Raw genomic sequence first — 26196 nt, 5'->3', positions numbered from 1 at the left:
CTCCCAGAGTATGGGAACATTCCTTGCATTGACAGCATCAATTCCTCAAAGCCAAGGGAAACACCATATGAATCTTCTTTCTATCCTGGCCTTCATCTGCTTTTTAGCCGCATATCCCCCGTTAACATCGTTTGCCCTTACGCCGCAAGAGATCTTCCGTAGTTCGGAAGGACGTGTGCTCGTCCTGGAGAGACTGGACGACAAGGGAAAACTGCTTTCAGCCCACACGGCGCTGCTGGTGGACAATGAAAAGGCAGTATCCCAGTGCAACTTGTTGGATGGTGCTGCAACTTTGCGGCTACGCCAAGGCGACAAAACGTTTTCCGCCCGCCCCATGCAGAAGGATGTTGCCCGTAATCTCTGTTTTTTGCAGGTGTCGGGGCTACCGATATCCACCCCGCCACAACAACGGGCAACCAATCCGCAAACCGGTTCCAGAGTCTATGCCATCGGCAATACTCTTGGCCTCGGCATCAGCATCAGCGAAGGAGTGGTTTCAGGGATTCGGGAGGCTAAAGGCGACACGTTTATACAATTCACCGCCCCGATTGCACCGGGCTCGGAAGGGGGCGGTTTGTTCGATGAAGATGGCAGACTGGTGGGGCTTATCAACTATCTGCCGAGAGACGGGCAGAATGTTAATTTCGCTCTCCCGGCCCGATGGATCGCGGAAATAGAGGGGCGATCCCTATCCACCGACGCCGTTGAATCCTGGCGGGCCAGGACCAATAAGCTTGAAAACGAAAAAAAATGGCAGGAACTCGCAGAGGTTGCTTCAAGATGGAGCGAAGCGTTAACGGACAGTATCGAAGCCTGGCTCTGCCTCGCCTATGCGCGGGAACAACTCAAGGATTGGCCATCAGTGGAAAAGGCTTACCGTGAAGCCTTGAAACGTGGGCCTGCAAGCCTTCAGGCAGGTATCGGACTTGCCGCTGCACTCCTGCGGCAGAACAAAAAGCAGGAAAGCCTTGATGCGGGCCGCTCGATGCTGGAGTTCCGCCGGGAAGACGGGCGGGTCTGGCGTGTCATTGCATATGCGGAAATGGCGCTCGGCCACTTTGATGAAGCAAAGTCCGCTTTTGAGGATGCTGTCCGGCTCGAACCGTGGAACCGGAATGCCTATATCGGCCTCATAAATCTGGCGAAAGCCCGTAACGATTTGAATGCAGCGCTAGCCGCCCAACGGCACATCGTCCGGCTAGCGCCGGAAGAAATCGAATCCTGGCTTTTCCTTTCCGAACTATACCGTGCTGCCGGCAGCAATGAACTGGCTCTTAACAGCGCCGAAAAGGCGCTCGAAATCGCTCCATCTAACGGAGACGCCCTGATTATGAAGGGGGGCGCGCTCTATGCGCTCAAGCGTTTTCGCGATGCGGCAGAGGCCCTGAAAAGCGGGCTTGGTCGGCAGCCGTCGCGCCCATCCCTGGGATTGGGGTGGCTAGGAGACCTCTACTACGGCATGGGTCTTTATCCCGAGGCGATTCAGGCTTATCGCGATGCGTTAAAAATTATCCCGGACGACTCCTCGCTTCGGGGACGCCTGGGAGTCGCCCTGAAGGACAATCTCGAGTTTGAAGAGGCCCTGCCCCTGTTCGAACAGTTAAGAAAGGAAAACCCCAAAGACCCGTTCCCGTGGCGGCAAATTGGCTACATCCACGCCTATCAGGCCCAACCGGAAAAGGCTATCCCGGCATATGAACAGTCGCTGGGCATCGAAGCCGGCCAGGCCAAGGTTTGGCTGGCGCTGATGCGTGCTTACCACATGGCGGGGAGAAAGGACGACGTGAAGCACGCCTATCGGAAACTTCAGGCACTCGACAGGTCGTGGGGAGAGCGGGCCTACAAAGACTTGCTGTTGCCTTACGGTGATACCCCATGAAAGCGCTGTTTCTTTCTATATTCCTCTGCGGCCTTGCCGCCCACGCCGGTGAGGCCGAACAAGTCTTTGAGCGCGTGCGTGGTTCGGTTGTCACGATCTCCACTCTGGACGAACGAAAGCAGATCAACGGGGAGGGAAGCGGCGTCGTCGTTAGCCCCGGACAGGTTGTTACCAACTGCCATGTGGTGAATGAGGCAAATGCCATTATTGTGTACGCAGCAGGGAAAAAGCTCCCGGCAGCCCTGGTTACGGAGGATTTGAAACGTGATCTCTGTTTATTGCAGGTGGCTGAATTGCAAGCGCCTGCCATAAAGATCAGATCGAGCGCAGACTTAGCCAAAGGCGAACCGGTCTATGCAGTCGGCAACCCCCTCGGTTTCGGCCTTTCAGAAAGCTCAGGGCTCATTTCGAACATAAAACGTACTCAGAGTGAAACAAAAATTTTTACAAGCGCCCCGGTCTCTCCCGGTTCCAGCGGCGGCGGTCTATTCGACGTCCAAGGGCAGTTAATCGGCATCACAACCGAGACGTATTTCGGAGCTCAGAATTTCAATATGGCCGTACCGGCCGAGTGGATTGCCGATCTGCGGCAAAAAGATCCTCTACCTCCCAAAACAGCGAATCCGGCTCCAGACCCTCCATGGCTCGCTACAGCGGAATCACTAAGGAACTCGGAGGAGTGGGCCAAACTCGTGGAATGGGCCCGCAGTTGGGAGAAGGCATGGCCGACCTCATCCATGGCTGATTACTATCTTGCCGTCGCCTTGTATAAAACGAATCAAACACGACTGGCGAAGGAGGCGCTCCATTCGGCCCTGAAAAAGAACCCGCGAAATGTGGGTGCAGTCAGCTATCTTTCCATCGTGCAGCGCACTCTTGGGGACAAAAGCGCGGCATACGACGATCTGCGGCATGCCCAGGCGTTGAACCCGTCGCTCGGATACGCATACCGCATCTTGGCCGAGTGGCAAAAGATCGACGGCAACGTGGATGGAGCCTTTACCTCCATTGATGCGGCCTTGCGCCTTGCGCCGGGAGATTGGAGCTCTTGGGAGTACCTGGGGGAATTGCGTCAAGGAAAACGCCAGTATCGTGAAGCGGTAGAAGCCTATCGCGCTGCATTACGATTAAAACCAAACGACCCCACCACCTTGAGCAATATGGCTTCGGCACTGGCCTTTCTTGGCGAATCGGATGCCGCGCGCCAGGCACTGGACGGCAATTCGGGCAGGCAGTCAAATGACTACCAGACGTGGTACAACATTGGAGTGACCGAAGGAAAGAAACAACGCTATTTCGAGGCAGAGAAGGCATATCGAAAGGCACTGGAGCTTAATCCATCCATGCCGGAGGCCTGGAACAGCCTTGGAGGCATTCTCCAAAGGAGCAACCGCAGCAAGGAGGCAGAAAACGCATTCCGTCAGGCGGTCAAGCTCAAAGGCGACTTCGGAATTGCCTGGCACAACCTGGGCATTATCCTGAGGGACCGCGGCGCCAAAGAGGAGGCGATCGAGGCGTACGAAAAGGCGACCATTACCGAGCCAGCACTATTTGATGCCTGGTATTCCCTCGGTTTGCTGCTCCGCGACGTGAAAAAGCTCCCGCAAGCTGTTACGGCACTCCAGAAGGCAGCCGAGCTTGATCCATCAAGAGGCGAGCTCTGGGCCCAATTAGGCGAGATGCAAATTCGCCTGAGGCGTGATGAAGAGGGATTAAAATCATTGCGGGAGGCTGAAAGAATCAATCCCAAAAATGAGGCCGCACTTCAGGGCCTCACCATGTACTTCAGCAGACAGGGAGATTATGACAGGGCCATACATTATGCAGATCGCGCGTTGGAGATCAATCCGGCCTCCGCCAGTTCCTGGAGCAACAAAGGTTACTCGCTTCTAAAGCTCAAGCGTTATGCCGAGGCTGAACGGGCTTTGGGGACCGCTATCAGGCTGCAACCCGATTTCGCCAATGCCTGGATCAATCTCGGGGAAACCTATTTGCGCAAAAATGAGGCGGGCAAAGCCATCGTCACCTTGGAGAAGGGGCTCCAGTTAGCTCCAGGCGCCCCGGATGCGCAGCTTTTCATCACCCAGGCCTATGCGGGCACCGGCCAGCATGCCAAGGCGCAGACCTCTATTGAAAAACTCTTGCAGCAGGAGCCAAAACTTCCGGCCGCATGGGTAATGCAAACTGCCCTTTTCATACAGCAGAACAAGAGGCTTGAGGCGCTTTTCGCATATGGCAAGCTAAAGGAGCTTAATCCAAGCATGGCCAAAGAGTTGCGCGAACAATTCAGACGCGGCAGGCAACAGTACGATTTACCGGAATAAAAGTGGCGAAGTCAATTGTCAAAGGTGGGCAGATCACGCAGCGGCCAGAACGGTACAAGCCATTGGACGGTGCAAGCCCATCAACTAGGGAGATGCCACAATGAAGATCAGCGTTATCGGGCTGGGGGCCATGGGCGAGCCGATTGCCCGCAATCTGCTGAAGGCGGGCTTTCCCCTTACCGTGTACAACCGGACGAGCGCCCGGTGTGAGCCGTTCCGGGGGGCGGCGGCCATCGCCCCGTCGGCCCGGGAGGCGTTTCTGGCCGCCGATGCGGCCCTGCTGCTCCTGCCGGGCGACCGGGAGATCGATCAGGTCCTGGGGCGTGACGGGGGGCGCATCACGGCGGAGATATCGGGCAGGATCGTCGTGAACATGGCGACCGTGGCCCCCGAGTATTCCGAACGGCTGGCCGGGGCGGTGACGGCGGCGGGGGGACGCTATGTGGAGGCCCCGGTGTCCGGCTCGCGCAAACCGGCCGAGGCGGGGGCCCTCGTGGTGCTTGCCGCGGGGGACGGGGCCGATACGGACCGGCTGGCGCCGCTCTTTGACGCCATCGGCAAAAAAACGGTGCTCTGCGGCGCCCCGCCCAACGCCATGCGGATGAAACTGGCCAACAACCTGCTCCTCACGGCCATGCTGGAGGCGTTCGCGGAGGCCTGTCATTTCGCCGCCGCCGGAGGGCTCGACCCGGAGCGCTTCCTGGATCTCGTCCTGGAGGGGCAGATGGCGAACGACATCTTCCGGGCCAAGGCACCCAAGCTGCTGGCCCGGGATTTTGCGCCCCAGGCCGGCCTCAAGCACGTGGTGAAGGATATCGATCTCATCTGCCGGGAGGCGGAGCGCCTGGGCGTGAACACCCCCGCGGCCAAGGTGAGCCATTCCCTTTTCACCCGGGCCGTGGAATGCGGCCTGGGGGAAGAGGACGTCATCGGCGTGGTCCGGGTGCTGGAAGCGGAGGCATACGGGAAGCGTCGTCCCCTCTCCTCTGCCCCGGAGCAAATTCCCTCAGACCGCTAACGTCTCCAGGTCCCGGGATTCCAGGATCTGCCTGTCAGCCCCGTAGCGCGCCACCCGGAGCATGGCGCGTCCGATCCGCTCGGTGGTGGTGATGCGGCCGGGAAAGGCCCGGCGCAGCAGCGGCAGCACCGGTCCCAGCAGGCGGTAGAGCAGGCGGTAGGATTTCGTCTTTGACTCGATGCCGTGCAACGGCTGGATCGCGCCGGGGCGGAAGATGTAGACCCCGCGGAAGGGGAGGCGCATGAGCGCATTTTCGAGCCTCCCCCGCACCCGGGCCCACATGACCCGCCCCTGTTCCGAACTGTCTGCCCCGACGCCGGAGACATAGACGAAGGTCATGTGCGGGTTGAGCCGCACCAGGGTCTGGGCGGCGGCCATGGCGAGGTCGTAGGTGATGCGGGTATACTCTGCCTCCCCCTTGCCGGCCGACGACGTGCCCAGACAGAAGAAACAGGCGTCGAAGCCGGTCAGATCCCCCTCGATCGCCCCGTAGTGCCACAGGTCCGGGTGCAGCAGTTCCCGCAGCTTGGGCTGCGCCACCCCGGTGGCGGTTCGCCCCACGGTCTGCACGAAGGCCACCTCCCCATCCAGGAGGCATTCCCGCAGTACCCCCTGCCCCACCATGCCGGTGGCGCCGAATAGCAACACCCTCATACCGCTCATCGTAGTTTCCTCCTCGTCATGATAAAAACACCCGCCACAGGGACACGGAGAACGTCAAAAACAAAGCAACAATTTTACCGGGATGAACAGGATACAGGGGATAAAGCCTGAAACCAGGCCAGGGATAACAACCTGCATCTGTTTCTGATGAGCGCCAATCTTTCGCCGAAACCTTCTCCCAGAGGGAGAAGGTGGCCGAAGGCCGGATGAGGGGGGGTAGCAGTGCAATGGTCATAGGCCGTTCCCCCTCACCCTGGCCCTCTCCCTCAGGGAGAGGGGATGGATCAGCGCTCATCAGCAATCTGGTTATCCTGTTGCCCTTTTGTCTGGTTGCGGTATTTTCATCCTGTTCATCCATGAAAAGAACAGCCGGTGATTTTGACGTTCTCCGCGCCTCTGTGGCTCCGTGGCAAAACCGGTTCAGCCATCCTCCAGAACCTTCCCGCACGGCACCTCCCCAGCCCCGAAGCGGGACCGCATGAGGGCCATGTACCCCTGCTCGCCGGTTTCCCGCCGGGCCATGACCAGCGGTTTGATGTCCTCGGTGGCCACGTAGCGCAGTTGGTCCGTGCCGTCGGTGGCCGCATCGAAGATGACCTGGGCCACGTGGTCCTCCGTGGCCAGCCGCGCGGCGCGCAAGCCGGCGAAGACCTCGCGGGTGCGGGCCACGAAGGACGCGTAGTCGGGCAGCACGGCGGTGCGGGCCGCCTCCGCATCGCTGCGCCGGCCGAAGCCGGTGCCGAGGACGCCTCCCGGCTCGACGATCTTCACCACGATGCACTGGGAGGCCAGCTCATAGGAAAGCGCCTCGCTGAACCCCTCCAGGGCGAATTTGCTGGCGCAGTACAGAGAAAGCATGGGGAGGGCGAACACGCCGGCGCCCGAACTGACGTTGAGGATCACCCCCTCTTTGTTCTCCCGGAAATGGGGGAGGATGGCGCGGGTGACCGCCATGACCCCGAAGACGTTCACGTCGAACTGCTCGGCGACCTTTTCCGGGGGCGTCGCCTCGAACAGACCGAAGAGGCCGAAGCCGGCGTTGTTCACCAGCACGTCGATGCGGCCGAAGCGGGCGATCCCGGCCTCGACGGCCGAGGCGATGCTCCCGTGGTCCTGCACGTCCAGCCGCGTGACCAGCACGTTGGGGAGCGTGTTCAGGTCCCGCTCCTCTTCCGGCCGGCGCATGGTGGCGACCACGTTCCACCCCTCCCAGGCGAACAGGCGGGCGGCGGCCCTGCCGAAACCGGACGAACAGCCGGTGATCACAACGGTTTTCTTCATGTCAGCCCTCCTCGCATAAGGCGACGGGGAGCCGGATTTCCCCGGCCCGCCCCATCGGTTTTCTCTGCGCCATGGCACAGGCCGCGCTCCGGCGGGCGACCTGTGCCGCATACGTTCAATAGTTGTATAATTTTACATCTATCGAACTACCCGGATAAATAAAAAGCCTGTCGCCAGGCCCCTCGTCCTCCGCCCGCCCCTATTCCGGCAGGAGCCGCTTCACCTCCGCCCAGGTCTCGGGCAGCGGGCGGGCCACCAGGAACTTCCCCTGGCGCTCGGTGACGATGAGCCCGGCATTGGCCAGCTCCTTCAGGTGGTGGGACACCGTGGGTGCGCCGATCTTCAGCGATGCGATCAGCTCGGCCACGCAGCATTCGCACGCCGCCGTCTCGAAACTCCCCTGCTCCCCCCGGGCAATGCTGAGATAGATCTCCAGCCGGTTGGGGTGGGAAAGGGCCTTGAATATCTTTGCCGCCTGCCTGATGTCCATATCTGCTCCACAAATTCGATAACTGTCGAAATGTTAGACCGGATACCGTCCCGGGTCAAGGATTTTTTCACACGCCGCCGACGCTCAGAACAGCCCGGCCATGCCGTGGATAAGGGTCTGCACGTGATGCACGGCGCGGTAGTGCTCCTCCCCCAGGACCGCTTCGGGGTGCTTGGGGTCCACCGGGTGCACGGCCAGCCAGGGTCCCTTGCCGGGCTTCGCCCCCTGTCCCGTCAGGGCTTCGTTCAAAAGCAGGAACAGGCGGTCGTTGATCCCCTCCCCTTCGTCCTCCGCGCCCGTATCCAGGATCACCTCCTTGTGGAACAACTGCTCCCCCCCGGCGTCGAACTGGCGGAAGTCCACCCGGTAGGAACCGCTGCTCACGGCCGGGCTGATGACGGTGACCAGCTTGCGCGCCTTGTCGCTCACCACCAGGCGGGCAATGCCGTACCCCTGGGAATCCCTGGTCATGCCGTACAAGGCGGCGCAGAGCAGGTCCACGAAACAGGCGGTGTGCAAAAAGCCGCGCCGGGCCCGGTCCGAGGTTTCGTAGTAGAAACCGCAGCCCTCGGCATGCTCGGCCAGGAGCGCGCCGCAGATCAGGCAATGGTCCGCCAGCCCCTCCCGGCGCGCCGGGTACTCCTCCATCTGCCGAGGTTCGTCATCCTCCGCCCGGGATCGGTAGAGGAAGGAGGCGCGGGGCTCGGGAACGGCGTCCAGAACCCGGAGCATATCCTGGGCGATCTCCCGGAACTGGCCGTACACCTCCGTGCCCCGGGCGTGGGTCAGGATCGGGTAGATCTTGCCGTCCGGGTTGGTGGTGAGGCTTTCCACCTTGGGGCTCTTGGAGATGAAGGTATCCAGGCAGCGGTACCCCCGTTCGGCGGCAAAGGTCCGCAGCAGGGTCTTCTGGTCCCGGAACTCCCCGTCGTACTTGATGCGCTCGTCCACCAGGCAGGGGATCAGGGCCAGGGCGTTCCGCTCCAGGCCCCGCTGCTCGGCCAGGGCGATGATGTTCTTGCAGTTTTCCAGGCTGGCCATGTCCTTGACCGGCACCAGCACCTGATCGGCAGCGAAGAGGGCGTTGCGGGTCAGGGCGTTCAGGTCGGGGCGCGTGTCGATGATCACGACCCCGGGCAGCACGGATTCGCCCAGGAGGCCGGCCAGGGTCCAGGGGTCCTGGAAGCGCTCCAGCAGGGGGCTGAGCCGTTCGGCGGTGGAGGACGGGATATAGTCGATCCCGTACTGGCCGGTGTGGGCCAGGGCGCCGGCCGGCTCCCCCTCCAGCATCTCGCGGACCGTGCCGCGCACCTTCTGCCCTTCAAGCCCGAACATGCGGTCGATGGTGAAGTGGTTGTCGAAGGAGAGGACGGTGACCGGCAGACTCTCCCGCAGGGCCCGCAGGTACACGGCCAGGTTGCAGGCCAGGGTGGTCTTGCCGACCCCTCCCTTTTCCGAGGAGATGGTTATGATGTAGGGATAGGGCTGCATGGTGCGTGTCCGGGGTCCTTGCGTACGTGTACGGCGTTCCCAGCGTAATCTCCGGTGCCGCGTACCGGCATTATACCGCAGCGGGCGAATTGAATACTATGCCCGTTTTCAATCCCGCTGTAAATCCATATTATTTTCACATTTTACGGGCGCTCCATCCCTGCCGGACCGCACCCCGAACCAATTTCATACTATTTCCCCATTTTAAAAGGACAATACTCATTAGCATGGCGGCGAGTTGTTATACTATTCTGTTTACAGAAATATATTTCAGATAACCCGCTGTTTTACCGGCAAACAAGTAGCAGGAATCAGTACGCATCGTCATAATGTAAACAGGATAAGTACACATGCCTCATATTCATTAATAGGTAAATACAAAAGCAGCCAACCGGCCAAAGTTGCGACGATAGTCGGTAACTATTTGTCGTCTTTATCAAAATGATCTGAAACATCTTGCAATATCCGCCCGGAAGTTATACCTTATGCGCATAGACCATGCGTAGGGGAGAAGGTCATGCAACCTGATTTTTTTGACGCCAGCGCACCCAAAAAACCCACCAACGTCAGCATCAACGCAGACCTTCTCCAACAGGCCAAAGAACGCCACATCAACCTCTCCCGAGCATTGGAGCTGCGCTTGGTGGAGATATTGCGCGACGAGAAACGGCGGGACTGGCAGGAGGAGAACCGGGAGGCGCTGGACGAATATAATCGCCGCGTCGCGACCGGCGGCGTGTTCAACGACGGATTGCGGCAATTCTGATGGCCCAGTTCGATGTGTACATGAATCCCGATCCCGAAACCAAGCGTACGGTCCCCTATCTGCTCGACGTGCAGACCGACCTGCTGGACAACCTGGCAACACGGGTGGTTGCCCCCCTCATCTCCCTTACCTCCATGGGCAAGGCCGCCGAACATCTGAACCCCCAGTTCTCCATCCAACGAACCGATGTGATCATGTCGAGCGCCGAGTTGGTCGGCATCATGGCCGACCGCCTGGGCGAGAAGGTCTGCTCCCTCAGCGAGCATCGAAACGAGATAGTCGCCGCCCTCATTTTTTTGATTGCCGGATTGTGATGCCGCCCGCGTGGGCGGTTTGCCCTGTTACTGGTAACGTGTTGTGGCTTCTGCCGCCGGCAACGGGCCGGCGTTCGGCGAGCGACAGGAGGTACGATGAAACTTGAAGAATTAGACTTGCGCGAACTGCTCTCCTTCAATCCCGAAGGTGGGGCCATCGAGCTTTTGGGAGAGCGGGCGCTGTTTTTCAGTGCCTTTGCCCTGGGGCTGCTCCGCAAGGAACTGATCGAAAGCGTGGGTATGTTCGCCGCACGCGGCATCCTCACCCGCTTCGGCTATGCCAACGGCTGGCGCACGGCCATGAACATCCAGGCGACCATGCCCGAGACCTGGGCGGAGTCGAAGGGCTACGCCGCGGCCAAGTTCCATTCCCTGACCGGCATGAACAAGGTCGTGCACAACCTGCGCAGTGACGGGAAGGACGGCAAGCCGCTCATCGACTCCACCTGGAGCGAGTGCTACGAGGCGGAGCAGCACCTGCTGCACATCGGCCAGTCCGACGAACCGGTCTGCTGGACCGAGGCGGCCTTTGCCAGCGGTTTTCTCTCGTACGCCGAGGGGCGGGAGGTTATCTTCGTCGAGGACAAATGCCGCGCCAGGGGGGACGCCACCTGCCACGTCACGGCGCGCTTCAAGGAGAGTTGGGGGCCGGAGATCGAGCCCTATCTGATCTATTACCGGACCGGCGCCACCCCGGCGCTGCTGAAGGAGTTGAGCGACAAGCTCCGCTGCACGGAAAACAAACTGAAAAAGCGGCAGAAGCAGTTGGCCTTCCTGGAGGGGTCCGACGACTCCTCGCAACTGGTCATGGCCCGCAGCGAGACCATGCGCACCACGGTGGAGATCGCCCGGCGGGCCGCCCGGGTGGATTCCTCGGTGCTGGTGACCGGCGAGAGCGGCGTGGGCAAGGAGCGCATGGCCCGCGCCATCCACGACCAGTCCGGCCGCGCCACCCGCCCCTTCGTGGCCGTAAACTGCGGCGCCCTCACCGAGACCCTCCTGGAGAGCGAACTGTTCGGCCACGCCAAGGGCTCCTTCACCGGCGCGGACCGGGACCGGCAGGGGCTCTTCGAGGCGGCCGCCGGGGGGACCCTCTTCCTGGACGAGATCGGCGAGGTGTCGCCGGCCATGCAGGTCAAGCTGCTGCGCGCCCTGCAGGAGCGCGAGGTGCGGCGGGTGGGCGAGAACAAGTCCCGCCCCGTCAACGTGCGGATCGTGGCGGCCACCAACCGCAACCTGACGGACGAGATCACCGCCGGCCGCTTCCGCCAGGACCTGTACTACCGCCTGCGGGTGATCGAGTTGCAGGTCCCCCCCCTGCGGGAACGCCACGAGGACATCCTCCCCCTGGCCCGCTTCTTTCTCAACAAGACCACCCACGGCCAGGGGCGCACCATCACCGGGTTCACCCCCAACGCCGCCGACCAGTTGCTCCGCTACGACTGGCCGGGCAACGTGCGGGAGTTGCAGAACGCCGTGGAGTACGCCGTGGTCATGTGCCAGGACAGCCAGATCGACACGGACGACCTGCCGTGCGAGTTGCGGGCCATGTCGCTGAAACCGGTGCTGACCGGGAAAACCATCCGCCCCCTGGAGGAGATCCAGCGTGACTATATCCTGGGCGTCCTGCGGGTGGTGGGAGACAACAAGGCCCAGGCCGCCAGCGAGCTGAACATCGGCCTGGCCACGCTCTACCGCAAACTCAAGGAGTACGAGGAGCAGGACGTGGCCTGAGCAGACGCCTGCCACTGCACCCGCCAGGGGCACCCGGAACGTTTCGGGTGCCTTTTTTCGTGCCGGGCCGGCCGCCCATGCCCGCACCCCCTTCCCCCGACCGCCTTTCTGTGATTCGCATCACTAAACAAGACAAATAAACTCCTTTACATCTTTTTGCACAATTCGCTATAGTCTCAAACGCAGCGGGTACGGCATCCAGGGAGCATCGCACCCGCCAATCAACGGGATATGGAAAGGAAAGTCGGTACAATGGACGTGAGAGGTAACGGCAACAGGGCGGGAAAATGGTTTCAGGTCGTGGTGGTGCTGGGCATGGCGGTGATGCTGTGGGGGTGCGGAAACGGCGGGGATACGGCGTCATCGACCGTGAGCAGCACCCCCCAATCCAACACCGTCGTCAGCAAGGGCGCATTCGTATCCCTTGCCCCATCCGGCGACGGCGGGCTGGTCATCCAGGGCAACAACATGACCGGGGTTGCCGGCATAGCCCTGACCATCACCTACGACAGTTCGGTGCTGGCGGCGCCCACCATCACCCAGGGAGGGCTCGTTGCGGGAGCGGTCATGGCGTCCAATACGCTCTACCCCGGGACCATAAAGCTGGCCATCGTCAGCAATACGGCATTATCGGGCAACGGCGAGATCGCCGCCGTCTCCTTTGCAACGGTCGCCGGGGCGGGAAACGCCTCCCTGGCCTCGGTCGAGTTGATCGACAGCACCGGCGCGCCCATGCCCTGAGCCGGCGGGACACCCCCGGCAGCAAAACGAGCGGTCCAGAGGCACCCGGAAGCGATCCGGGTGCCTTTTTTCGTGCCACACCACGCTATTTAATGAAACGAGCGGTTTGTGTTACTTTTTTTACCACCCCACAATAGTGTTAATTTTTTTAACATACTGAAATTACGATTGAAAAATATGTTTGCCTGGGATACAACAGGTACCGCACTTTCATGAAATGCACCTTTGCTGCACATTTGCCGTCGGGCGCGACGGCGAACTGGCGCTCTTTGTGCTATGGCACCATCAGGGAGGGTGAGGATGGGAAAGATCGTTACGAGGATACGGGCCGTTCTCATGGCCGCGGGCACGGCATGCCTGCTTGCCGCGTGCGGCAGCGGGGATGGCGGTTCCACGGCCGGCGCCCCGGCGACCAGCCACCTGTCCATCGCCGCTTCGGGAAACGGCGTCTATGTCATCCAGGGCACGAACCTGAGCAGCGTTGCCGCTATTGAGCTGACCCTCCGCTACGACACGGCAAGCATGTCGTCCCCCACCGTGGCCTTGGGCTCTTTGGCCTCCGGGGCGATGTTGGCGACCAACACGCTCACCGCCGGCACCATCAGGATCGCCATGGTCAGTAACAGGGCGGTATCCGGCAGCGGCCCCGTCGCCACCGTATCCTTTGCCACGGTCACGGGAGCGGGGGGCATCGCCATATCCTCCTACAGCATGATCAACAGCAGCGGCACCGGCCCCGGCACCCCCGTTCCCAGTTCCCCCCCTAGCACCGGCACCCCCATTCCCAGCGACAGCGGCGGCACCGGCAGCACCAGTACGCCGGTGCCACCAAGCTGAAAGGCCCGCCACGGGGCCGCCACCGGCAGCAGGCAATCCGTCCCGAAAAAACAGCGGCGCACAAAAATAGCTTGACATGAAACCGGCAGTGCCCTTACACTTCGGGCCTCGTAAAGGGGAGTAGCTATCAACCGGAGACATGGTTGATCCCGTGTTCGTCAACACAGCCGCAAGGCTCGGACCGGGAACGATATCCATCGCAAGCAAGACCTTTATCCACCGTATTCCTATGCCGTGGGTAAAGGTCTTTTTTTATTTACCCCGGCGCAGCCTGAAACGCCGGAGGTATCATGTACGCACGATCTGCCCGCAATCACCCCCCACCCTTCCCGCCGCATCATGCCGCTGGCCGCCATGGACCGCGCCCCCTGCCGCCCTTCCGCCGGGGATCTCTTCGTTCGTCCCCCAGCGGCCGGCGGCCCGGTGCCGTCCCATGCCGGCCGCCACGCCAAGGAGGCGCGTAACGCACGGCCCGAGTCGTCGGCGGCCCGCAGCCGCCGGCACGTTCACCCCCGTTTTCCTCCGGAGTTTCCCCGGCGGAGACTACCCTGCAAAGGAGAAAATCATGTCATACCCAAGGAATGCGGTCACCAGGGACCCGAAGCCGTCCAAAAGGAGCCTGAGAAAGAAAAAGGAGAAGACCGAGCAACTGCAGAATATCATTTCACTGCGCATCAACGACGACGAGAAGAGGGCGCTGGAAAAGCTGACAAAGTCCACGTCCAAGAACATTTCCGAGATCATGAGAGAGGCGATTGCCCTGTGGAGCCAGAACCGGCGCAAACTGTGCCTGGACTGACCACGGAAACAGCAACCCAATAAGGAGAGCAGAATGAAGAAACATCTTGTCAAGGCGGGCGCCATTACGGCGGCCATACTGTTCCTGAGCATCACCGCATTCGAATTCAACGCCGATGCCCGGGCCGGCGGGGGCCGTTCCTACGGCGGCGGCTCGCGCAGCTATTCCCGGTCCGCCAGCCCCTCTCCATCGTCCAGCTACGGCCAGACGCGGCAACAGGCCGCGCCGGCGCCCGGGCCTTTCCAGCAACAGCAGGGAGGCGGCTTCCTCAGGAGCATGGCCGGCGGCCTCGCCGGCGGCATGCTGGGAAGCATGCTGTTCAGCAGCTTTGCCGGGGCGGGATCGGGGGTCGGCGGCATGGGGGGCGGAGGCATCGGTCTGGTGCAGATCGCCCTTTTGGCGGGGGTCGGCTATCTCATCTACCGCTTTATCAAAAAAAAACGGTCCGGTAGCGCAGTCCCGTTCTCCCGGCAGGACGGGTACGGGCAGGGGACGGTAATCCCCCTGCCCGGCGCGCAGCAGGACGGCCAGCCGGCAACGGACGATCCGGGGACCGGCCTGTCCCATATCCGTCGGATGGACCCCGCGTTCGACGAGAACCGCTTCGCCGATGCGGCCATGGATACCTTCTTCAAGATCCAGGGGGCGTGGATGAATCGCGGCCTGTCGCCGGTGGCCGGTCTTTTGACCGATGAGATGAAGGGGATCTTCCAGACCGATCTGGACCGGCTGCTGCGGGACAAGCAGATCAACCGGCTGGAGAATATCGCCGTCAGGGAGGTGCGGATCGCCGAGGCGTGGCAGGAGGCGGGACAGGACTATATCACCGCTTCCATCTATGCGAACCTGCTGGACTACACCACCGACGAAACCACCGGCGCGGTGCTGTCCGGCAGCAAGGTGGAGCCGGTCAAATTCGAGGAGTTCTGGACCTTCACCCGGCCGGTGGGCGCCAATCCGTGGCGCCTGGCGGCCATCAACCAGGCATAGCCGGCCTGCGACAACCGGGCACGCCCCCGCCGCCACGGGAGGGGGCGTGCCCCAACAGAGACGCCGGCCGGCTTTCCCGGCACAGCCCTCCCCCGGCCGGTTTTCCTCCCCTGCGCCCTGCCCCGCCGCAGCACACGACGTCCCGCCCGGCATGCTCATTTCATACACAGTATGCAAAGACCGGGGAAATCGACCACCCCATCTTGCACGCGCCCTGTTATTACACTAAGGTTATGGCGCCTCATGAACCGGAACGGGAGGGGTCAAAACATGAAGAAGGTGATTGTTGTCGCGATGTTGGTCGCTTTTTGCACCGCCGCGGTCGGTCCGCGAAAAGCCGCAGCCAACGACGATGACCGGAGGATCGGTCAGGCTGCGGCGTATGGTGCCGCCATCGGCGTCTTCATCGGGCTTCTCTGGTGGACGCTGTCGCCCAAGCATGGACCGGAACGGACGGATGTGCGGCCGGGAGCGGGACATGCCGAAACCGACCACGGCATCGTCGCCGAGAAATTCGCCGCCAATACGGTGAGGGACCCCGAAAACAGCACCGTCTGGAAGTATGCCGTTCATTTCAAATTCTAGCATTCCCCGCCGGCAGCCGTAGCGCCCCTCACGACTGCCGGGTCCCACCCAGCACGCCCCGCATTTTTCCCTGCAATTCACCGGGTGACGCCGGCCCGTTGTACCGGCCCGCCCGTCAGTACTGCTTGATGGCGATCTTCCCGGAAATGGCTTTGCCCGTCTGATCCACATAGGTGGCGTCCGTCACCGCCAGGGTGCCGACGAGGGTGCCCTGCACGGTGACCTTGGTCTGGTTGATACCGCTCAGGTCCACGACGGCGAAATGGACGCTCGTGCCGTCGCCGGCCGCGGCCGAGGTCTTGCTGCAACTGTAGGAGGGGGTAGACGGGGTCTGCAGCCCCTGGAGCACGAACTGGGCCCCCCGGGCGCCCGAGCTGTTGATCGTCAGCACGACGGATACCGCCTGGCCGGTGGCGGCGTCAACCGCTGCGGGTTGGGCGGATACGTACAGGGACGCGATGAGGGTGAGGACGAAAAGGAGCTTCTTCACGGGATACCTCCATGGGGTTTTCCGTTTTTGTTTGTACGGGGACGGCGCGGCAGAGGCGGGCAGGTTGTTCCAACCCCGAAGGAACGGTGCTTTACAACATTACGATAGGTCCATCATAGGCCCTGCGGCTGGAAAAAAATGTGAGAGCGCGCACATTTTTTCACGTTGGCCGAGCCGTGGCGCCTCCACCTCCCCCTGCGGCCGGGACGATTGCCCGGCGCGGTCCACCCCGCTCGTGGTGCGCGGCAACCGGTCGCACCCCCACCCCCCGAAAAGATTGCATTTTATTAACATATTGGAATTATTGTTGAAATTTATGTTCTTCCGGAGTACAACCGTACCAGGTTCTCAGAAAAACGGCGCGCCCGGCCACCGGCAGCGGAAGATTGCCGCGGGCGGGCGGAGACGGCGGCACGGGGCACTGGCCGCTTCATCCCCCGGGGTGGCGCCGTGGCGCAGCGAGCTGACCCGGCACCACCGCCGGGGCGAAAGGAAGGCACGGGAATGAAGAAGACAACGCTCATCACCGGATGTTCGTCGGGCATCGGCAAGGCCGCCGCGCGGCTGTTCGCCAGCAGGGGGTGGAATGTGGTCGCGGCCGTGGGCCAGCCGGAGGGGGGAGCGGGCCTGAAGCGGCTGGACAATGTGCTGGTGGCCCACCTGGACGCCCTGGACCGGGACAGCATCGACCAGGCCATCGAGGCCGGGATCGGGCGGTTCGGCAGGATCGACGCCCTGATCAACAATCCGGGGCACGGCCGCTACGGCATGTTCGAGGCGATCCCCCGGGAGAAGATCCATGAGCAGTTCGACGTCACCCTCTTCGGCGTCATGGGGGTCACCCGGGCCCTGTTGCCCCATTTCCGGGCCAACGGGCAGGGGTTGATCATCAACACCAGCTCGGGGGCCGGCATCTTCACCCTGCCCATGACCTCCCTCTACTGCGCCAGCCGGCTCGCCCTGGAGGGATTTTCCGAGGCGCTGGCCCGGGAACTGGCCCCCCAGAACATCGCGGTCAAGATGGTCCTGCCCCACGGCGGCGCGGCCGGGGTTGAGAATCCGGCCCGCCGGGGCGATGGGGAGCTGCCGCGCAGGGACTACGACGACTTCGTCAGGCGCACGAACGCCGCTTTCGCCGCCATGTCCGCGGCGCGGGCGGTCAGCGCCGCCGACGTTGCCCTGGCCCTCTTCGAGGCCGCGACCGACGGCACGCAGCGCTTGCGCTACCTGGTGGGCGCGGACGGCGGGGGAGCCGGCAGGGACGGTGCGGCGGCCACGGCCAGAGGCGCCCGCACCACCTCCCGGAAGCGCGTTCCTGCCCGGAACGAGGCGGCGGTCTAAGGAACGAGCGGGGATGACACCACAAGCATTGGCGGGGAATGGGCCGGCCGCTGCAATGCCGCAGGCGCATCCGGCCCACCGCCATGGACAATCTTCCCCAAAGGTGCGTTAAAAAAAGTAACATTGCGCACCCAAAGCCAACTATCTGTATTTGCTGGCAATAACAAAAAGTGTTAAAAAAATCACCATTTCCGGAGGCAATCCCAAACAACTGATTTATCGCTACAATATCGGAAAGTGTTAAAAAAACTACCACTTTCGTCCCGCAAAACCGTCGTTCTCCCCGCCCCGCCGCACCGGTGCAACTACGCAAGATTTCATAACATATGCACATTAATCACACTTTATTTTTGGTATGAATATTGATTATCCATCCCAGAGCCTGCCGGGATGCCGCAGAGACCGGTTGTGAGCCCCAAAACCGCACATGGGCGCCCCCCTCTGGGCACCGGCGCTCCGGTGAACGCCACAACCGTTCCCGACGCGCTGCGGCGTCCCGGTGCCGCCTCACGGAAGGGCCCGGCCGCACAATAACGTGATACGCACACCGCCCACACGAAAAAAGGAGAAAAACAGATGTTCGACAACCTTCGCATCGGCACGAGGCTGATAGCCGCATTCATGGTCGGGGCGCTGATCGCCGCCACATTGGGTTTCATCGGCATCAAGAACATGCGCCGCATGTCCGCGAGCGCCGACCAGATGTACGACAACATGCTGGTGCCCCTGGGGGAACTCTCGGCGACGGCCGTCAAGTTCCAGCAGGCGCGGCTGATCATGCGCGAGGCCATGGAGGCGACCGACCCCCGGCAGCAGCAGGCCCTGATCGAGGAGCGCGCCCGGCTGCGCACCGGCATAACCCAGTGGATGGACAGCTTTGAAAAACGCATCACCAACGAGGAGACCCGGAAACTGTTCGCCGAATTCAAGGAGGCGAACAGGGCCTACGGCGACTGCATCGGGAAAGTGCTCGCACTGGAAAAGAGCGGCGACAAAGCTGGGGCCACGGCCGCGTTCTATTCCGACGACACCAAGAAGGCGGCCGCCGGCCTGCAAAACGCCATCGACCGGATGATCGAGGCCAAACAGCGGCAGGCCCGGGCTTCCACCGCGGCGGACCGGGCGGACGCCACGGCCAGCACCCGCTACATGCTGGCCATGATCCTGGCCAGTGTCCTTTTGTCCATCGGCCTCGGCCTGTACATCGCCCGCTCCATCACCCGCCCCCTGGGCCGGGCGGTTGACGCCGCCAACCGGATTGCCGGCGGCGACCTGACCGTCACCATCGCCGCCTCGTCGCGGGACGAGACCGGCCAACTGATGGCCGCCATGGGGAACATGGTGGAGGAATTGCGGGCCATGGTCGCCCGGATCGCGGCCATCTCCTCCAACCTGGCATCCGCCTCCCACCAGCTCCATTCCGCCTCGACCCAGATCGCAACCGGCGCCGAGGAGGTGGCGGCCCAGGCGGAAACCGTGGCCACCGCCAGCGAAGAGATGGCCGCCACCAGCAACGACATCGCCCGCAGTTGCGGCATGGCCGCCGACGCCTCCCGCCAGTCCGCGGAAGCGGCCACCGGCGGCGCCGCCATCGTCCAGGAGACCATCAACGGCATGCACGTGATCGCCGACCAGGTCCGGACCACCTCCCGGACCATCGAGGCCCTGGGGGGGCGTTCGGAACAGATCGGCGCCATCATCGGCACCATTGAGGACATCGCGGACCAGACCAACCTCTTGGCGCTCAACGCGGCCATCGAGGCGGCCCGGGCCGGGGACCAGGGGCGCGGCTTCGCCGTGGTGGCCGACGAGGTGCGGGCCCTGGCCGAGCGGACCACCACGGCGACCCGGGAGATCGGCGAGATGATCAAGGCGATCCAGGGCGAGACCCGCGAGGCGATCAAGGCCATGGACGAAGGGGTGCGCGAGGTGGAGCGGGGCGCCTCCTCGTCGGAGCGCTCCGGCGCGGCACTCCAGGACATCCTCGACCGCATCGGCGTCGTTTCCATGCAGGTCAGCCAGATCGCCACCGCGGCCGAGGAGCAGACCGCCACGACCAACGAGGCCACGGTGAACGTGCAGCAGATCACCGAGGTCATCGGCCAGACCGCCCGGGGCGCCGAGGAAACCGCCGGCGCGGCCTCGGCCCTGTCCGGCGACGCCCGGGAGCTGGAAACCCTGGTCAGGCATTTCCGGCTGGCATAGGGAATCGGGTATGAACTACGCATTTATGCGGATTCATTGCCGGTATTCCATTGACATACCGGCACGGGGCGGGTATGTTCAGGAAAAATTCACCTGATTCGTCTGCAATCCGCTCCCCTCCTCCGGACGGGGGCGACCTCTACGAAACGGCAAACCCCGGGTAACCGGGCGACGCAAAGCTACCTGTCCAGCACTGCTGGATAGAGGGGCCGCCGAATGGCACCTGCCGATCTCAGGCGGCATAGCCCTTCAGGTCCCCTGACGGGCTTTTTTTCGCCCGGCCTCCCGGGTGCGGCCCCGTTCCCGCTCCCCCGGAGCGCACCACCTCTGCCCCCCAGCCCGCCAGACCAGTCTGGCGGGCTTTTCTCGTCCCGGTCCCGGGTGTGTACGCCGATTATTGGAAATTACTAAACATACTGATATACTCATGACGGCACGGCTGCTGACGCCCTGACAAAATCATTGTGCCAAGGAGCACGGGACAACCATGAAATTCAGGTCCAAACTGATGTGCGGCTTCGTGCTGCTGGTGATCATCACCTTCGGGTTCTACCATGTGGCCTTCCAGATGAACTCCGAGGTCATCTACCGGCTTGAAAGCGAGAAAAGCCTCCTGGGCGAAGCGAGGCTGATAAAAAACATCGTGGACACCACGAACATGAACGCCGTGGATATGGAAAAACTGGCGGTCATGTTGAGTAACGAGATCAGGGCGCGGGTGACCATCGTCGACGCGAACGGCAGTCCCATAGCGGACTCGTCGCGACAGGGCTCAAGCGCCGATCGGCGCAGGAGCCTCGCGCGGCTGCCGGAGATACAGGATGCGTTGCGCCGTGGCGTGGGCAGCGCCGCCCGCTATTCCGACACCGCGCAGACGAAGATGATCTACACCGCCCTGGCGTACAAGACCGCCAGCCACAGCGGGGTCATCAGGCTGGCGCGGCCCCAAAGCATCCTGGACCAAAACGGCGCAAAAATGCGCAGCATGTACCTCCGGGACATGCTGCTGTCCGTAACCATCGCCCTCGGCCTGAGCCTGGTCATGGCCCGGGTGCTGTCCCGCCCCCTCGTGGAAATGACCGCGGTTGCGGTCGGCGTTGCCGACAGCGGCATCTCCCGGCGCTTCGACGTCACCGCCAACGATGAAATCGGCGCCCTGGCGCGGGTGCTGAATACGCTGGGGGATCGCATCGACGCCCAGATGTCCCAGTTGGAGTTTGAAAAGGAGCGTCTGGACATCATCCTCAGGGGCATGGGGGAAGGCTTGATGGTGCTTCTCACCAACGGGACCATCATCCTGGTGAACCCGGCATTCAGGAATCTCTTCTCCTTCCAGGGCGACGAAGAGGGGAAGAACATCTCCGAGCTGGCCGGCAACGGGGACCTGCTCCAGACCTTCAACGAGATCAGCCGCTACGGCACGGAGCTCGTGCGGGAGATCCACGTCCCGGAATCCGCGACCACCCTTCTGACCCATTGGGTCCCCCTGAAGGTGGACCAGAGCGGCGAGGGGATCATCGTCGTCTTCCACGACATCACCGAACGGAAACGGTTCGAAGAGGCCCTTGCCCGCTCCGAGGAGAAATTCCGCAGCGTCGTGGAGTGCACGCTGACCGGGATGCACTTCTTCACCCTCGAAGCCAACGGCGACCTGGTGCTCACGGGCGCGAACCCGGCGGCGGACCGCATCCTCGGCATCTCCCACGTGCCGCTGCTCAACAGGCGGGCGGAGGACATCTTCCCGCTCCATATCGGAGAGGAGCTTCTGGAGATCCACCGCAAGGTCGCCGACGGCCAATGGGGGCCCCAATCCTTCGAGCAGCGCGTCCAGGACCAGGGAAAAACCAGCTACTACGCGGTACGGGTCTACCGGATCGGGGTCATGGCCATCGCCGTGGAGTTCACCGACATCACGCAGCAGAGGGTGCTGCAGGATGAACTCCGGGAGCTTTCGGACCGGGACCCGCTGACCGCACTGTACAACCGGCGGAAACTCTACGAGTTTCTCACCTTCGAGTCCGGCAGGGCCAAACGCCACGCGCGGCCGCTCTCCCTCATCCTGTTCGACATCGATTTCTTCAAGGCCATCAACGACACCCACGGACACCACCGGGGCGATGCCGTCCTGGTGACCATCGCACAGGTTGTTGCCGCCATGCTCCGGGCCACGGACATCTTCGTCCGGTACGGCGGCGAGGAATTCATCGTCGCCTGCCCCGAAACGGACGGGGAAGGCGCCGCCGTGCTCGCGGAAAAGATCCGCGGCGCCGTGGCGGGGCATTCCTTCGAAGAGGTGGCGCAGGTAACCATCAGCGCCGGGGTGGCACAGCTCGGGGAGAACGACGGCATCGAGGCCTTCATCAAGCGCGCCGACAACGCCCTGTACCGGGCCAAGGAGAGCGGCAGGAACCGGGTGGTGTACGCGCCGCCGGAGTAGCGCCGGCGGCCGCCGCGGCGCTGCGGAGAATGGCGGAAGAACCGGGGGCTTTCGGGCGGGGAGGCCGGAACCGGCCGCTACCGGGAGAACGGGGAGTGGGAATGGCGGGCCAGGAACTCCATGGTTTCGTCGGCGGGGAGCGGGCACGACACCAGGTACCCCTGGATCTCGTCGCATCCCAGGTCCCGCAGGTAGTCCAACTGCTCCGGGGTCTCGACCCCCTCGGCCATGACCCGCATATCGAGGCTGTGGGCCAGGGAGATGATCGCCTGGGAGATGGCGGCGGACTTCTCGTCCGTGGTGACCGCGCCGGTGAAGGTCTTGTCGATCTTCAGCTTGCTGATGGGGAACTGGTTCAGGTAGGCGAGGCTGGAGTAGCCGGTGCCGAAATCGTCGATGGCGATCTGCACCCCCTCGGCATGCAGGGTGTTGAGGGCAGCCACCGTAGCCGTGCTGTTCTGCAGCAGGGCGCCCTCCGTTATCTCCAGTTCCAGATAGCCCGGCTCCAGGCCGGTCTCCTCCAGGACCGAGAAGATCCAGGGCACCAGATTGTCGGAGTAGAGCTGGGTGGGCGAGAGGTTGACCGCATACCTGACCGGCCGGCAGCCGGAACTGCTGCAGGCCAGGTGGTGCTCACAGGCGGTCCTGAGCACCCATTCCCCCAGGGGCGCCATGACGCCGATGTCCTCGGCCAGCGGAATGAACTGGTCGGGAGAGATGTTCCCCAGGGTCTGGTGCTGCCAGCGCGCCAGGGCCTCCACCCCCACGACCCTTCCCCCCTGCAGGTCCACCTGGGGCTGGTAGTGCAGGGCAAAGTCCCGGCGGCTGACGGCGCGGCGCAGGTCGTTTTCCAGCAGGAGCCGGCCGAATTCCGATTCGTAGCTCTGGGGGGAAAAGAAGCGGTGGGTGTTCTTCCCGAAATCCTTCGACTTGAGCAGGGCGGCATAGGCGTTTCTGATCAGGGCGTCGGCGCTGTCGCCCCCTTCCGGGTAGAGGCAGCTCCCCATGTTGGCGTTGATGACCAGTTCCTGGTCCGCCAGCAGGAAGGAATCCGCCATGGCGGCGAAAACGCTCTCCACCACCCGCATGACGTCGTCCCGGCCGCCGATGCCGGGCAGGAGCAGCAGAAACTCGTTCCGCCCCGGCCGGCAGAGGGTGTCGCGGGGCGCAAGGCAGGCGTCCAGGCGCACGGCGGCCTCCCGCAGGAGCGCGTCCCCCACGAACTGGCCAAGGGTATCGTTGATGAGTTTGAAACGATCGAGGGCGAAGAAGATGACGGCAAGCTTGCCGCCGTTGGATTTTGCCGAGAAAAGGGCGGTATTCAGGGTGTCGTAGAACATGGAGCGGTTCGGCAGACCGGTCAGGCGGTCCGTGAAGGCTGCGCCGTGGCTTTCGCCCCGGTGCCGCATCTTCGTTACCGTTTCCTCCAGGAGAACAACCCGGCCGCGCAAGGCGTCTATCTCTTTTTGAAGCTGCCGCCGCGTCCTGCTCGCATCGTGCATTAAAGGGTCCCGTGTCGTCATTGGTGGTGAACAAAAACCGAGCAGCCAACGCCGGTAAGGTGCCGCAGGCGCACCGATCCGGCGAACGGCGCGTCCTGGCAGGAACCGTGTACTCTTTATACCATTTTCGCGATAACTACAAGGTGTAAGAGAAGGAAAGAATGTGGCAGGCCCCGAAACGGCCGGCGCCCCGCGACAACCTTTTCCGTCGGGAATTTGGTTGAAATGGCCGGAAACCTGATAGTATAATCCCTTCATCTCACCAAACGGACGCACGACCATCGGATACCAGCCTATGCCGCTTTGCACCTGGAACAGCAGCTACAACCTCGACGTGGGGATCATGGACGAACACCACCGGCGCCTGGTGGAACTTCTCAACGCGGCCTATGACGCCATCCAGTTGAACGACACCCACGGCATGGCGCGTATCGTCGCCGAGCTCCTCGAATATGCCAGCTACCATTTCGGCACCGAAACCGGCCTGATGCGGCAGTGCGCCTACCCATCGCAAGAGGCCCACCAGGAGCAGCACAGCTATTTCTTCCGCCATATCAGCGACCTGCAGAGCCGGCTCCACGCCCGCGAGCCGCTGCACAACCTGGAGATCGTGATTTTCCTGAAGGAATGGCTGATGCAGCACATCCTCGTGACCGACCGGGAACTGGCCGCCCACCTTGCGGGCGACATCCCGCCTGCCCAGGGCGGCACGCCGCCGGGCCGGCGCTCCGATTTCCCCTCCTCCCACGACGCCCCCTGACCGACCCGCTTCCTTCCCCACGGGTCAGGGCCAATCAATTGCAAATGTAAACAAGATTGCAATCGACAGGCTTTTGTCATATAACGTGCGAAAAATCATCATCAGGTACGACACATCACGTTTTTGCTTGGGGCCCCCGGCGCGCCGGTTCTCACTTCAAGCGTTTGGGGCCAGGTTCACCTCCATATCCTGGCCCCTTTTTTCATCCTCCCCCCCTGCCGCACCGCCGGCGACCACAACCTGCCCGGATCGGGAAAAATATCCGCTTGCAATACCGGGCAGAATCAATACTATTGACTCCTCGACCATCTCCACGGGACACCAGGGCTGGCTACTATGGGCATATATCTGAAAAGGACCGCACCCGATCCGGATTTCGACCGGTTCATGGCCTGTTTCCTCCATCCGGAAGGCGCGGCCGCCAAACCGAACCGGGTGATCGCCGTCGAAGGCGTGACCGGGCACCCGGACCCTCTTACGGAGGTTCAGCAAAAAATCATTACGGCGGCGATCTCGCTCATGCACGCCACCGGGGATGCCGACCCCCGGCAGACCTCGTACGCCATGGAGATCGGCAGCTTCATGGAGGCCTGCGCCGCAGACCGGGAAGCACCGTACGCCTCGGCGGCCGACGAGATCGAGAAGATCCTCAAAAAGGGGGTCTGGCTCGTGGACAAAAGCCGCAAGAGCCTGACGAGGACCGCCTGGTTCCAGTCCATCGAGTATGCCGGCGGCAAGATCGTGTTCCAGTTTGCCGACAAGATCCTCCCCCTGGTGCTCAGGTTTGTCCCCGGCGCCGCCGACGGCAACCTGGTCAAGGGGATCCAGTACAAGGGGCGGCATACCCTTGCCGTGTTCAACGTGATCTGGCCCTGGCGGGGCAAGGGGGTGACCGAATACTCCATCTCCCACCTGATGCAACAGCTCGCCCTCGAACATACCCGCTACTCCTACGGCCAGTTGAAGCTCCGGGTCCTGGAGCCCTCTTTCGAGGAGATCTATGCCTGGGACGACGCCATCTTCATCCGCTTCGGGCCGACCTTTTCCGGGCGCCGGGTGGAAAGCGTCTGGTTCGAGGTAACGGCGGGGGACGAGGCCCGGCAACTGCGGGAGAAGGAGCCGGCATTCAAGATGGCCCTCCCGGAGGAAAGGCCCGCCCCACCGCCCTGAGAGCGGACCACCTCTCTGCCGCCCCCGGGACGGTAACAAGCCGGGGCCGGCGTGCAATCCTGGAGCACTCCACCGCACGACACGGCACAACCGAACGCAACGCCCTTTCTTTACTGCATTTTTATCCAACCTATCCCGCCTGCACTCGCACCGGTTCCCCTCTCGTCATTTTTTCAAATTGAGAGCAAATTCTCAAAACAAGAACCCCTTCCGCTCCCCCGCCACAGCAGATTACTTTTATTTCAACAAGTTATAAATCATACCTCCGTCATTCCCCCTTGGCCTGTCGATTGCAATTGTATTTGCATTCGCAATCGTCACCATGGTACCGTAGGCCGTCACATACCAGGGCCGCACCAGGCGGGCCATCAACCGGAAG

At 62.4% G+C, this 26196-nt stretch carries 23 protein-coding genes and 1 riboswitch; of the genes, 16 read left to right on the top strand and 7 right to left on the bottom strand.

Annotated features, from left to right (window positions below; genetic code table 11):
- Positions 1 to 10: 10 nt before the first annotated feature.
- The 3 genes from FO488_RS04520 (at position 11) to FO488_RS04510 (ending at position 5221) form a co-directional block, all read left to right on the top strand.
- On the top strand, positions 11 to 1879 hold the full coding sequence (locus tag FO488_RS04520; protein WP_149209449.1) for a serine protease: 1869 nt from the start codon (positions 11 to 13) through the stop codon (positions 1877 to 1879).
- Positions 1876 to 4203 (top strand): tetratricopeptide repeat protein, encoded by a 2328-nt coding sequence (locus tag FO488_RS04515; protein WP_149209448.1) that lies wholly within the window; start codon positions 1876 to 1878, stop codon positions 4201 to 4203. The genes FO488_RS04520 and FO488_RS04515 overlap by 4 nt, the downstream gene beginning before the upstream one ends.
- Positions 4204 to 4303: 100 nt before the next feature.
- On the top strand, positions 4304 to 5221 hold the full coding sequence (locus FO488_RS04510; protein WP_149209447.1) for an NAD(P)-dependent oxidoreductase: 918 nt from the start codon (positions 4304 to 4306) through the stop codon (positions 5219 to 5221).
- On the opposite strand, the gene FO488_RS04505 is transcribed toward FO488_RS04510, so the two are convergent.
- From FO488_RS04505 to FO488_RS04485, 5 genes are all read right to left on the bottom strand, one after another.
- Positions 5210 to 5875 (bottom strand): epimerase, encoded by a 666-nt coding sequence (locus FO488_RS04505; RefSeq protein WP_149212081.1) that lies wholly within the window; start codon positions 5873 to 5875, stop codon positions 5210 to 5212. The genes FO488_RS04510 and FO488_RS04505 overlap by 12 nt on opposite strands.
- 25 nt (positions 5876 to 5900) lie before the next feature.
- Positions 5901 to 6242 carry a hypothetical protein gene (locus FO488_RS19620; protein WP_205743350.1) on the bottom strand — a complete coding sequence of 114 codons (342 nt, stop codon included), beginning with the start codon at positions 6240 to 6242 and terminating at the stop codon, positions 5901 to 5903.
- Positions 6243 to 6304: 62 nt separating this feature from the next.
- Positions 6305 to 7165, bottom strand: coding sequence for an SDR family oxidoreductase (locus tag FO488_RS04495; protein ID WP_149209445.1), 861 nt, complete (start codon positions 7163 to 7165; stop codon positions 6305 to 6307).
- 199 nt (positions 7166 to 7364) lie between these two features.
- On the bottom strand, positions 7365 to 7655 hold the full coding sequence (locus FO488_RS04490) for a helix-turn-helix transcriptional regulator (RefSeq protein ID WP_149209444.1): 291 nt from the start codon (positions 7653 to 7655) through the stop codon (positions 7365 to 7367).
- Positions 7656 to 7739: 84 nt separating this feature from the next.
- A complete protein-coding gene (locus tag FO488_RS04485) occupies positions 7740 to 9146 on the bottom strand; it encodes a ParA family protein (RefSeq protein ID WP_149209443.1) in 1407 nt (468 codons plus the stop codon).
- Between the two features lie 517 nt (positions 9147 to 9663).
- On the opposite strand from FO488_RS04485, the gene FO488_RS04480 reads away from it, so the two are divergent.
- From FO488_RS04480 to FO488_RS04445, 8 genes are all read left to right on the top strand, one after another.
- Positions 9664 to 9912 carry a type II toxin-antitoxin system CcdA family antitoxin gene (locus FO488_RS04480; RefSeq protein WP_149209442.1) on the top strand — a complete coding sequence of 83 codons (249 nt, stop codon included), beginning with the start codon at positions 9664 to 9666 and terminating at the stop codon, positions 9910 to 9912.
- Positions 9912 to 10226: a CcdB family protein gene (locus tag FO488_RS04475; RefSeq protein WP_149209441.1), complete on the top strand. Its 315-nt coding sequence runs from the start codon at positions 9912 to 9914 to the stop codon at positions 10224 to 10226. The genes FO488_RS04480 and FO488_RS04475 overlap by 1 nt, the downstream gene beginning before the upstream one ends.
- A gap of 96 nt (positions 10227 to 10322) precedes the next feature.
- Positions 10323 to 11960 (top strand): sigma-54-dependent Fis family transcriptional regulator, encoded by a 1638-nt coding sequence (locus FO488_RS04470; RefSeq protein WP_149209440.1) that lies wholly within the window; start codon positions 10323 to 10325, stop codon positions 11958 to 11960.
- Between the two features lie 252 nt (positions 11961 to 12212).
- Entirely contained in the window at positions 12213 to 12701 is a 489-nt protein-coding gene (locus FO488_RS04465) for a cohesin domain-containing protein (protein WP_168205882.1), read from the top strand.
- A 300-nt stretch (positions 12702 to 13001) separates the two neighbouring features.
- Positions 13002 to 13538 carry a cohesin domain-containing protein gene (locus FO488_RS04460; protein ID WP_149209438.1) on the top strand — a complete coding sequence of 179 codons (537 nt, stop codon included), beginning with the start codon at positions 13002 to 13004 and terminating at the stop codon, positions 13536 to 13538.
- A gap of 565 nt (positions 13539 to 14103) precedes the next feature.
- Positions 14104 to 14337, top strand: coding sequence for a ribbon-helix-helix protein, CopG family (locus FO488_RS04455; protein ID WP_149209437.1), 234 nt, complete (start codon positions 14104 to 14106; stop codon positions 14335 to 14337).
- A gap of 33 nt (positions 14338 to 14370) precedes the next feature.
- Positions 14371 to 15327 (top strand): TIM44-like domain-containing protein, encoded by a 957-nt coding sequence (locus FO488_RS04450; protein WP_149209436.1) that lies wholly within the window; start codon positions 14371 to 14373, stop codon positions 15325 to 15327.
- A gap of 270 nt (positions 15328 to 15597) precedes the next feature.
- Positions 15598 to 15912: a hypothetical protein gene (locus FO488_RS04445; protein WP_149209435.1), complete on the top strand. Its 315-nt coding sequence runs from the start codon at positions 15598 to 15600 to the stop codon at positions 15910 to 15912.
- Between the two features lie 115 nt (positions 15913 to 16027).
- Here the strand turns inward: FO488_RS04445 and FO488_RS04440 are convergent, their stop codons facing one another.
- Positions 16028 to 16402 (bottom strand): hypothetical protein, encoded by a 375-nt coding sequence (locus FO488_RS04440; RefSeq protein WP_149209434.1) that lies wholly within the window; start codon positions 16400 to 16402, stop codon positions 16028 to 16030.
- A 504-nt stretch (positions 16403 to 16906) separates the two neighbouring features.
- On the opposite strand from FO488_RS04440, the gene FO488_RS04435 reads away from it, so the two are divergent.
- The 3 genes from FO488_RS04435 to FO488_RS04425 all read left to right on the top strand — a co-directional run bounded on the left by FO488_RS04435 (position 16907) and on the right by FO488_RS04425 (position 22385).
- Complete coding sequence (locus FO488_RS04435) at positions 16907 to 17743, top strand: SDR family NAD(P)-dependent oxidoreductase (RefSeq protein WP_149209433.1); 837 nt, start codon at positions 16907 to 16909, stop codon at positions 17741 to 17743.
- Between the two features lie 576 nt (positions 17744 to 18319).
- Positions 18320 to 19948, top strand: a complete 1629-nt coding sequence (locus FO488_RS04430) for a methyl-accepting chemotaxis protein (protein WP_149209432.1) — start codon at positions 18320 to 18322, stop codon at positions 19946 to 19948.
- A gap of 138 nt (positions 19949 to 20086) precedes the next feature.
- Positions 20087 to 20165: riboswitch (cyclic di-GMP riboswitch) on the top strand.
- 270 nt (positions 20166 to 20435) lie between these two features.
- On the top strand, positions 20436 to 22385 hold the full coding sequence (locus FO488_RS04425) for a diguanylate cyclase (protein WP_149209431.1): 1950 nt from the start codon (positions 20436 to 20438) through the stop codon (positions 22383 to 22385).
- Positions 22386 to 22462: 77 nt separating this feature from the next.
- Here the strand turns inward: FO488_RS04425 and FO488_RS04420 are convergent, their stop codons facing one another.
- Positions 22463 to 23887 carry a bifunctional diguanylate cyclase/phosphodiesterase gene (locus tag FO488_RS04420; RefSeq protein ID WP_168205881.1) on the bottom strand — a complete coding sequence of 475 codons (1425 nt, stop codon included), beginning with the start codon at positions 23885 to 23887 and terminating at the stop codon, positions 22463 to 22465.
- Between the two features lie 295 nt (positions 23888 to 24182).
- Between FO488_RS04420 and FO488_RS04415 the strand changes: the two genes are divergently transcribed.
- Positions 24183 to 24647 carry a bacteriohemerythrin gene (locus FO488_RS04415; RefSeq protein WP_149209429.1) on the top strand — a complete coding sequence of 155 codons (465 nt, stop codon included), beginning with the start codon at positions 24183 to 24185 and terminating at the stop codon, positions 24645 to 24647.
- A 336-nt stretch (positions 24648 to 24983) separates the two neighbouring features.
- Positions 24984 to 25817: a replication initiation protein gene (locus FO488_RS04410; RefSeq protein ID WP_149209428.1), complete on the top strand. Its 834-nt coding sequence runs from the start codon at positions 24984 to 24986 to the stop codon at positions 25815 to 25817.
- Positions 25818 to 26196 lie beyond the last annotated feature (379 nt).

This window comes from Geobacter sp. FeAm09, assembly GCF_008330225.1.
GTDB lineage: Bacteria > Desulfobacterota > Desulfuromonadia > Geobacterales > Pseudopelobacteraceae > Oryzomonas.
The sequence above is the reverse complement of the archived record's forward strand: the minus strand, read 5'-3'. Positions and strand labels throughout refer to the sequence as shown.

Bases quoted from the DNA above. Each gene is read 5' to 3' on its own strand.
- FO488_RS04520 (WP_149209449.1), top strand. From the start codon at position 11: ATGGGAACATTCCTTGCATTGACAGCATCAATTCCTCAAAGCCAAGGG.
- FO488_RS04515 (WP_149209448.1), top strand. From the start codon at position 1,876: ATGAAAGCGCTGTTTCTTTCTATATTCCTCTGCGGCCTTGCCGCCCAC.
- FO488_RS04510 (WP_149209447.1), top strand. From the start codon at position 4,304: ATGAAGATCAGCGTTATCGGGCTGGGGGCCATGGGCGAGCCGATTGCC.
- FO488_RS04505 (WP_149212081.1), bottom strand. From the start codon at position 5,875: ATGAGGGTGTTGCTATTCGGCGCCACCGGCATGGTGGGGCAGGGGGTA.
- FO488_RS19620 (WP_205743350.1), bottom strand. From the start codon at position 6,242: ATGGATGAACAGGATGAAAATACCGCAACCAGACAAAAGGGCAACAGG.
- FO488_RS04495 (WP_149209445.1), bottom strand. From the start codon at position 7,165: ATGAAGAAAACCGTTGTGATCACCGGCTGTTCGTCCGGTTTCGGCAGG.
- FO488_RS04490 (WP_149209444.1), bottom strand. From the start codon at position 7,655: ATGGACATCAGGCAGGCGGCAAAGATATTCAAGGCCCTTTCCCACCCC.
- FO488_RS04485 (WP_149209443.1), bottom strand. From the start codon at position 9,146: ATGCAGCCCTATCCCTACATCATAACCATCTCCTCGGAAAAGGGAGGG.
- FO488_RS04480 (WP_149209442.1), top strand. From the start codon at position 9,664: ATGCAACCTGATTTTTTTGACGCCAGCGCACCCAAAAAACCCACCAAC.
- FO488_RS04475 (WP_149209441.1), top strand. From the start codon at position 9,912: ATGGCCCAGTTCGATGTGTACATGAATCCCGATCCCGAAACCAAGCGT.
- FO488_RS04470 (WP_149209440.1), top strand. From the start codon at position 10,323: ATGAAACTTGAAGAATTAGACTTGCGCGAACTGCTCTCCTTCAATCCC.
- FO488_RS04465 (WP_168205882.1), top strand. From the start codon at position 12,213: ATGGACGTGAGAGGTAACGGCAACAGGGCGGGAAAATGGTTTCAGGTC.
- FO488_RS04460 (WP_149209438.1), top strand. From the start codon at position 13,002: ATGGGAAAGATCGTTACGAGGATACGGGCCGTTCTCATGGCCGCGGGC.
- FO488_RS04455 (WP_149209437.1), top strand. From the start codon at position 14,104: ATGTCATACCCAAGGAATGCGGTCACCAGGGACCCGAAGCCGTCCAAA.
- FO488_RS04450 (WP_149209436.1), top strand. From the start codon at position 14,371: ATGAAGAAACATCTTGTCAAGGCGGGCGCCATTACGGCGGCCATACTG.
- FO488_RS04445 (WP_149209435.1), top strand. From the start codon at position 15,598: ATGAAGAAGGTGATTGTTGTCGCGATGTTGGTCGCTTTTTGCACCGCC.
- FO488_RS04435 (WP_149209433.1), top strand. From the start codon at position 16,907: ATGAAGAAGACAACGCTCATCACCGGATGTTCGTCGGGCATCGGCAAG.
- FO488_RS04430 (WP_149209432.1), top strand. From the start codon at position 18,320: ATGTTCGACAACCTTCGCATCGGCACGAGGCTGATAGCCGCATTCATG.
- FO488_RS04425 (WP_149209431.1), top strand. From the start codon at position 20,436: ATGAAATTCAGGTCCAAACTGATGTGCGGCTTCGTGCTGCTGGTGATC.
- FO488_RS04420 (WP_168205881.1), bottom strand. From the start codon at position 23,887: ATGCACGATGCGAGCAGGACGCGGCGGCAGCTTCAAAAAGAGATAGAC.
- FO488_RS04415 (WP_149209429.1), top strand. From the start codon at position 24,183: ATGCCGCTTTGCACCTGGAACAGCAGCTACAACCTCGACGTGGGGATC.
- FO488_RS04410 (WP_149209428.1), top strand. From the start codon at position 24,984: ATGGGCATATATCTGAAAAGGACCGCACCCGATCCGGATTTCGACCGG.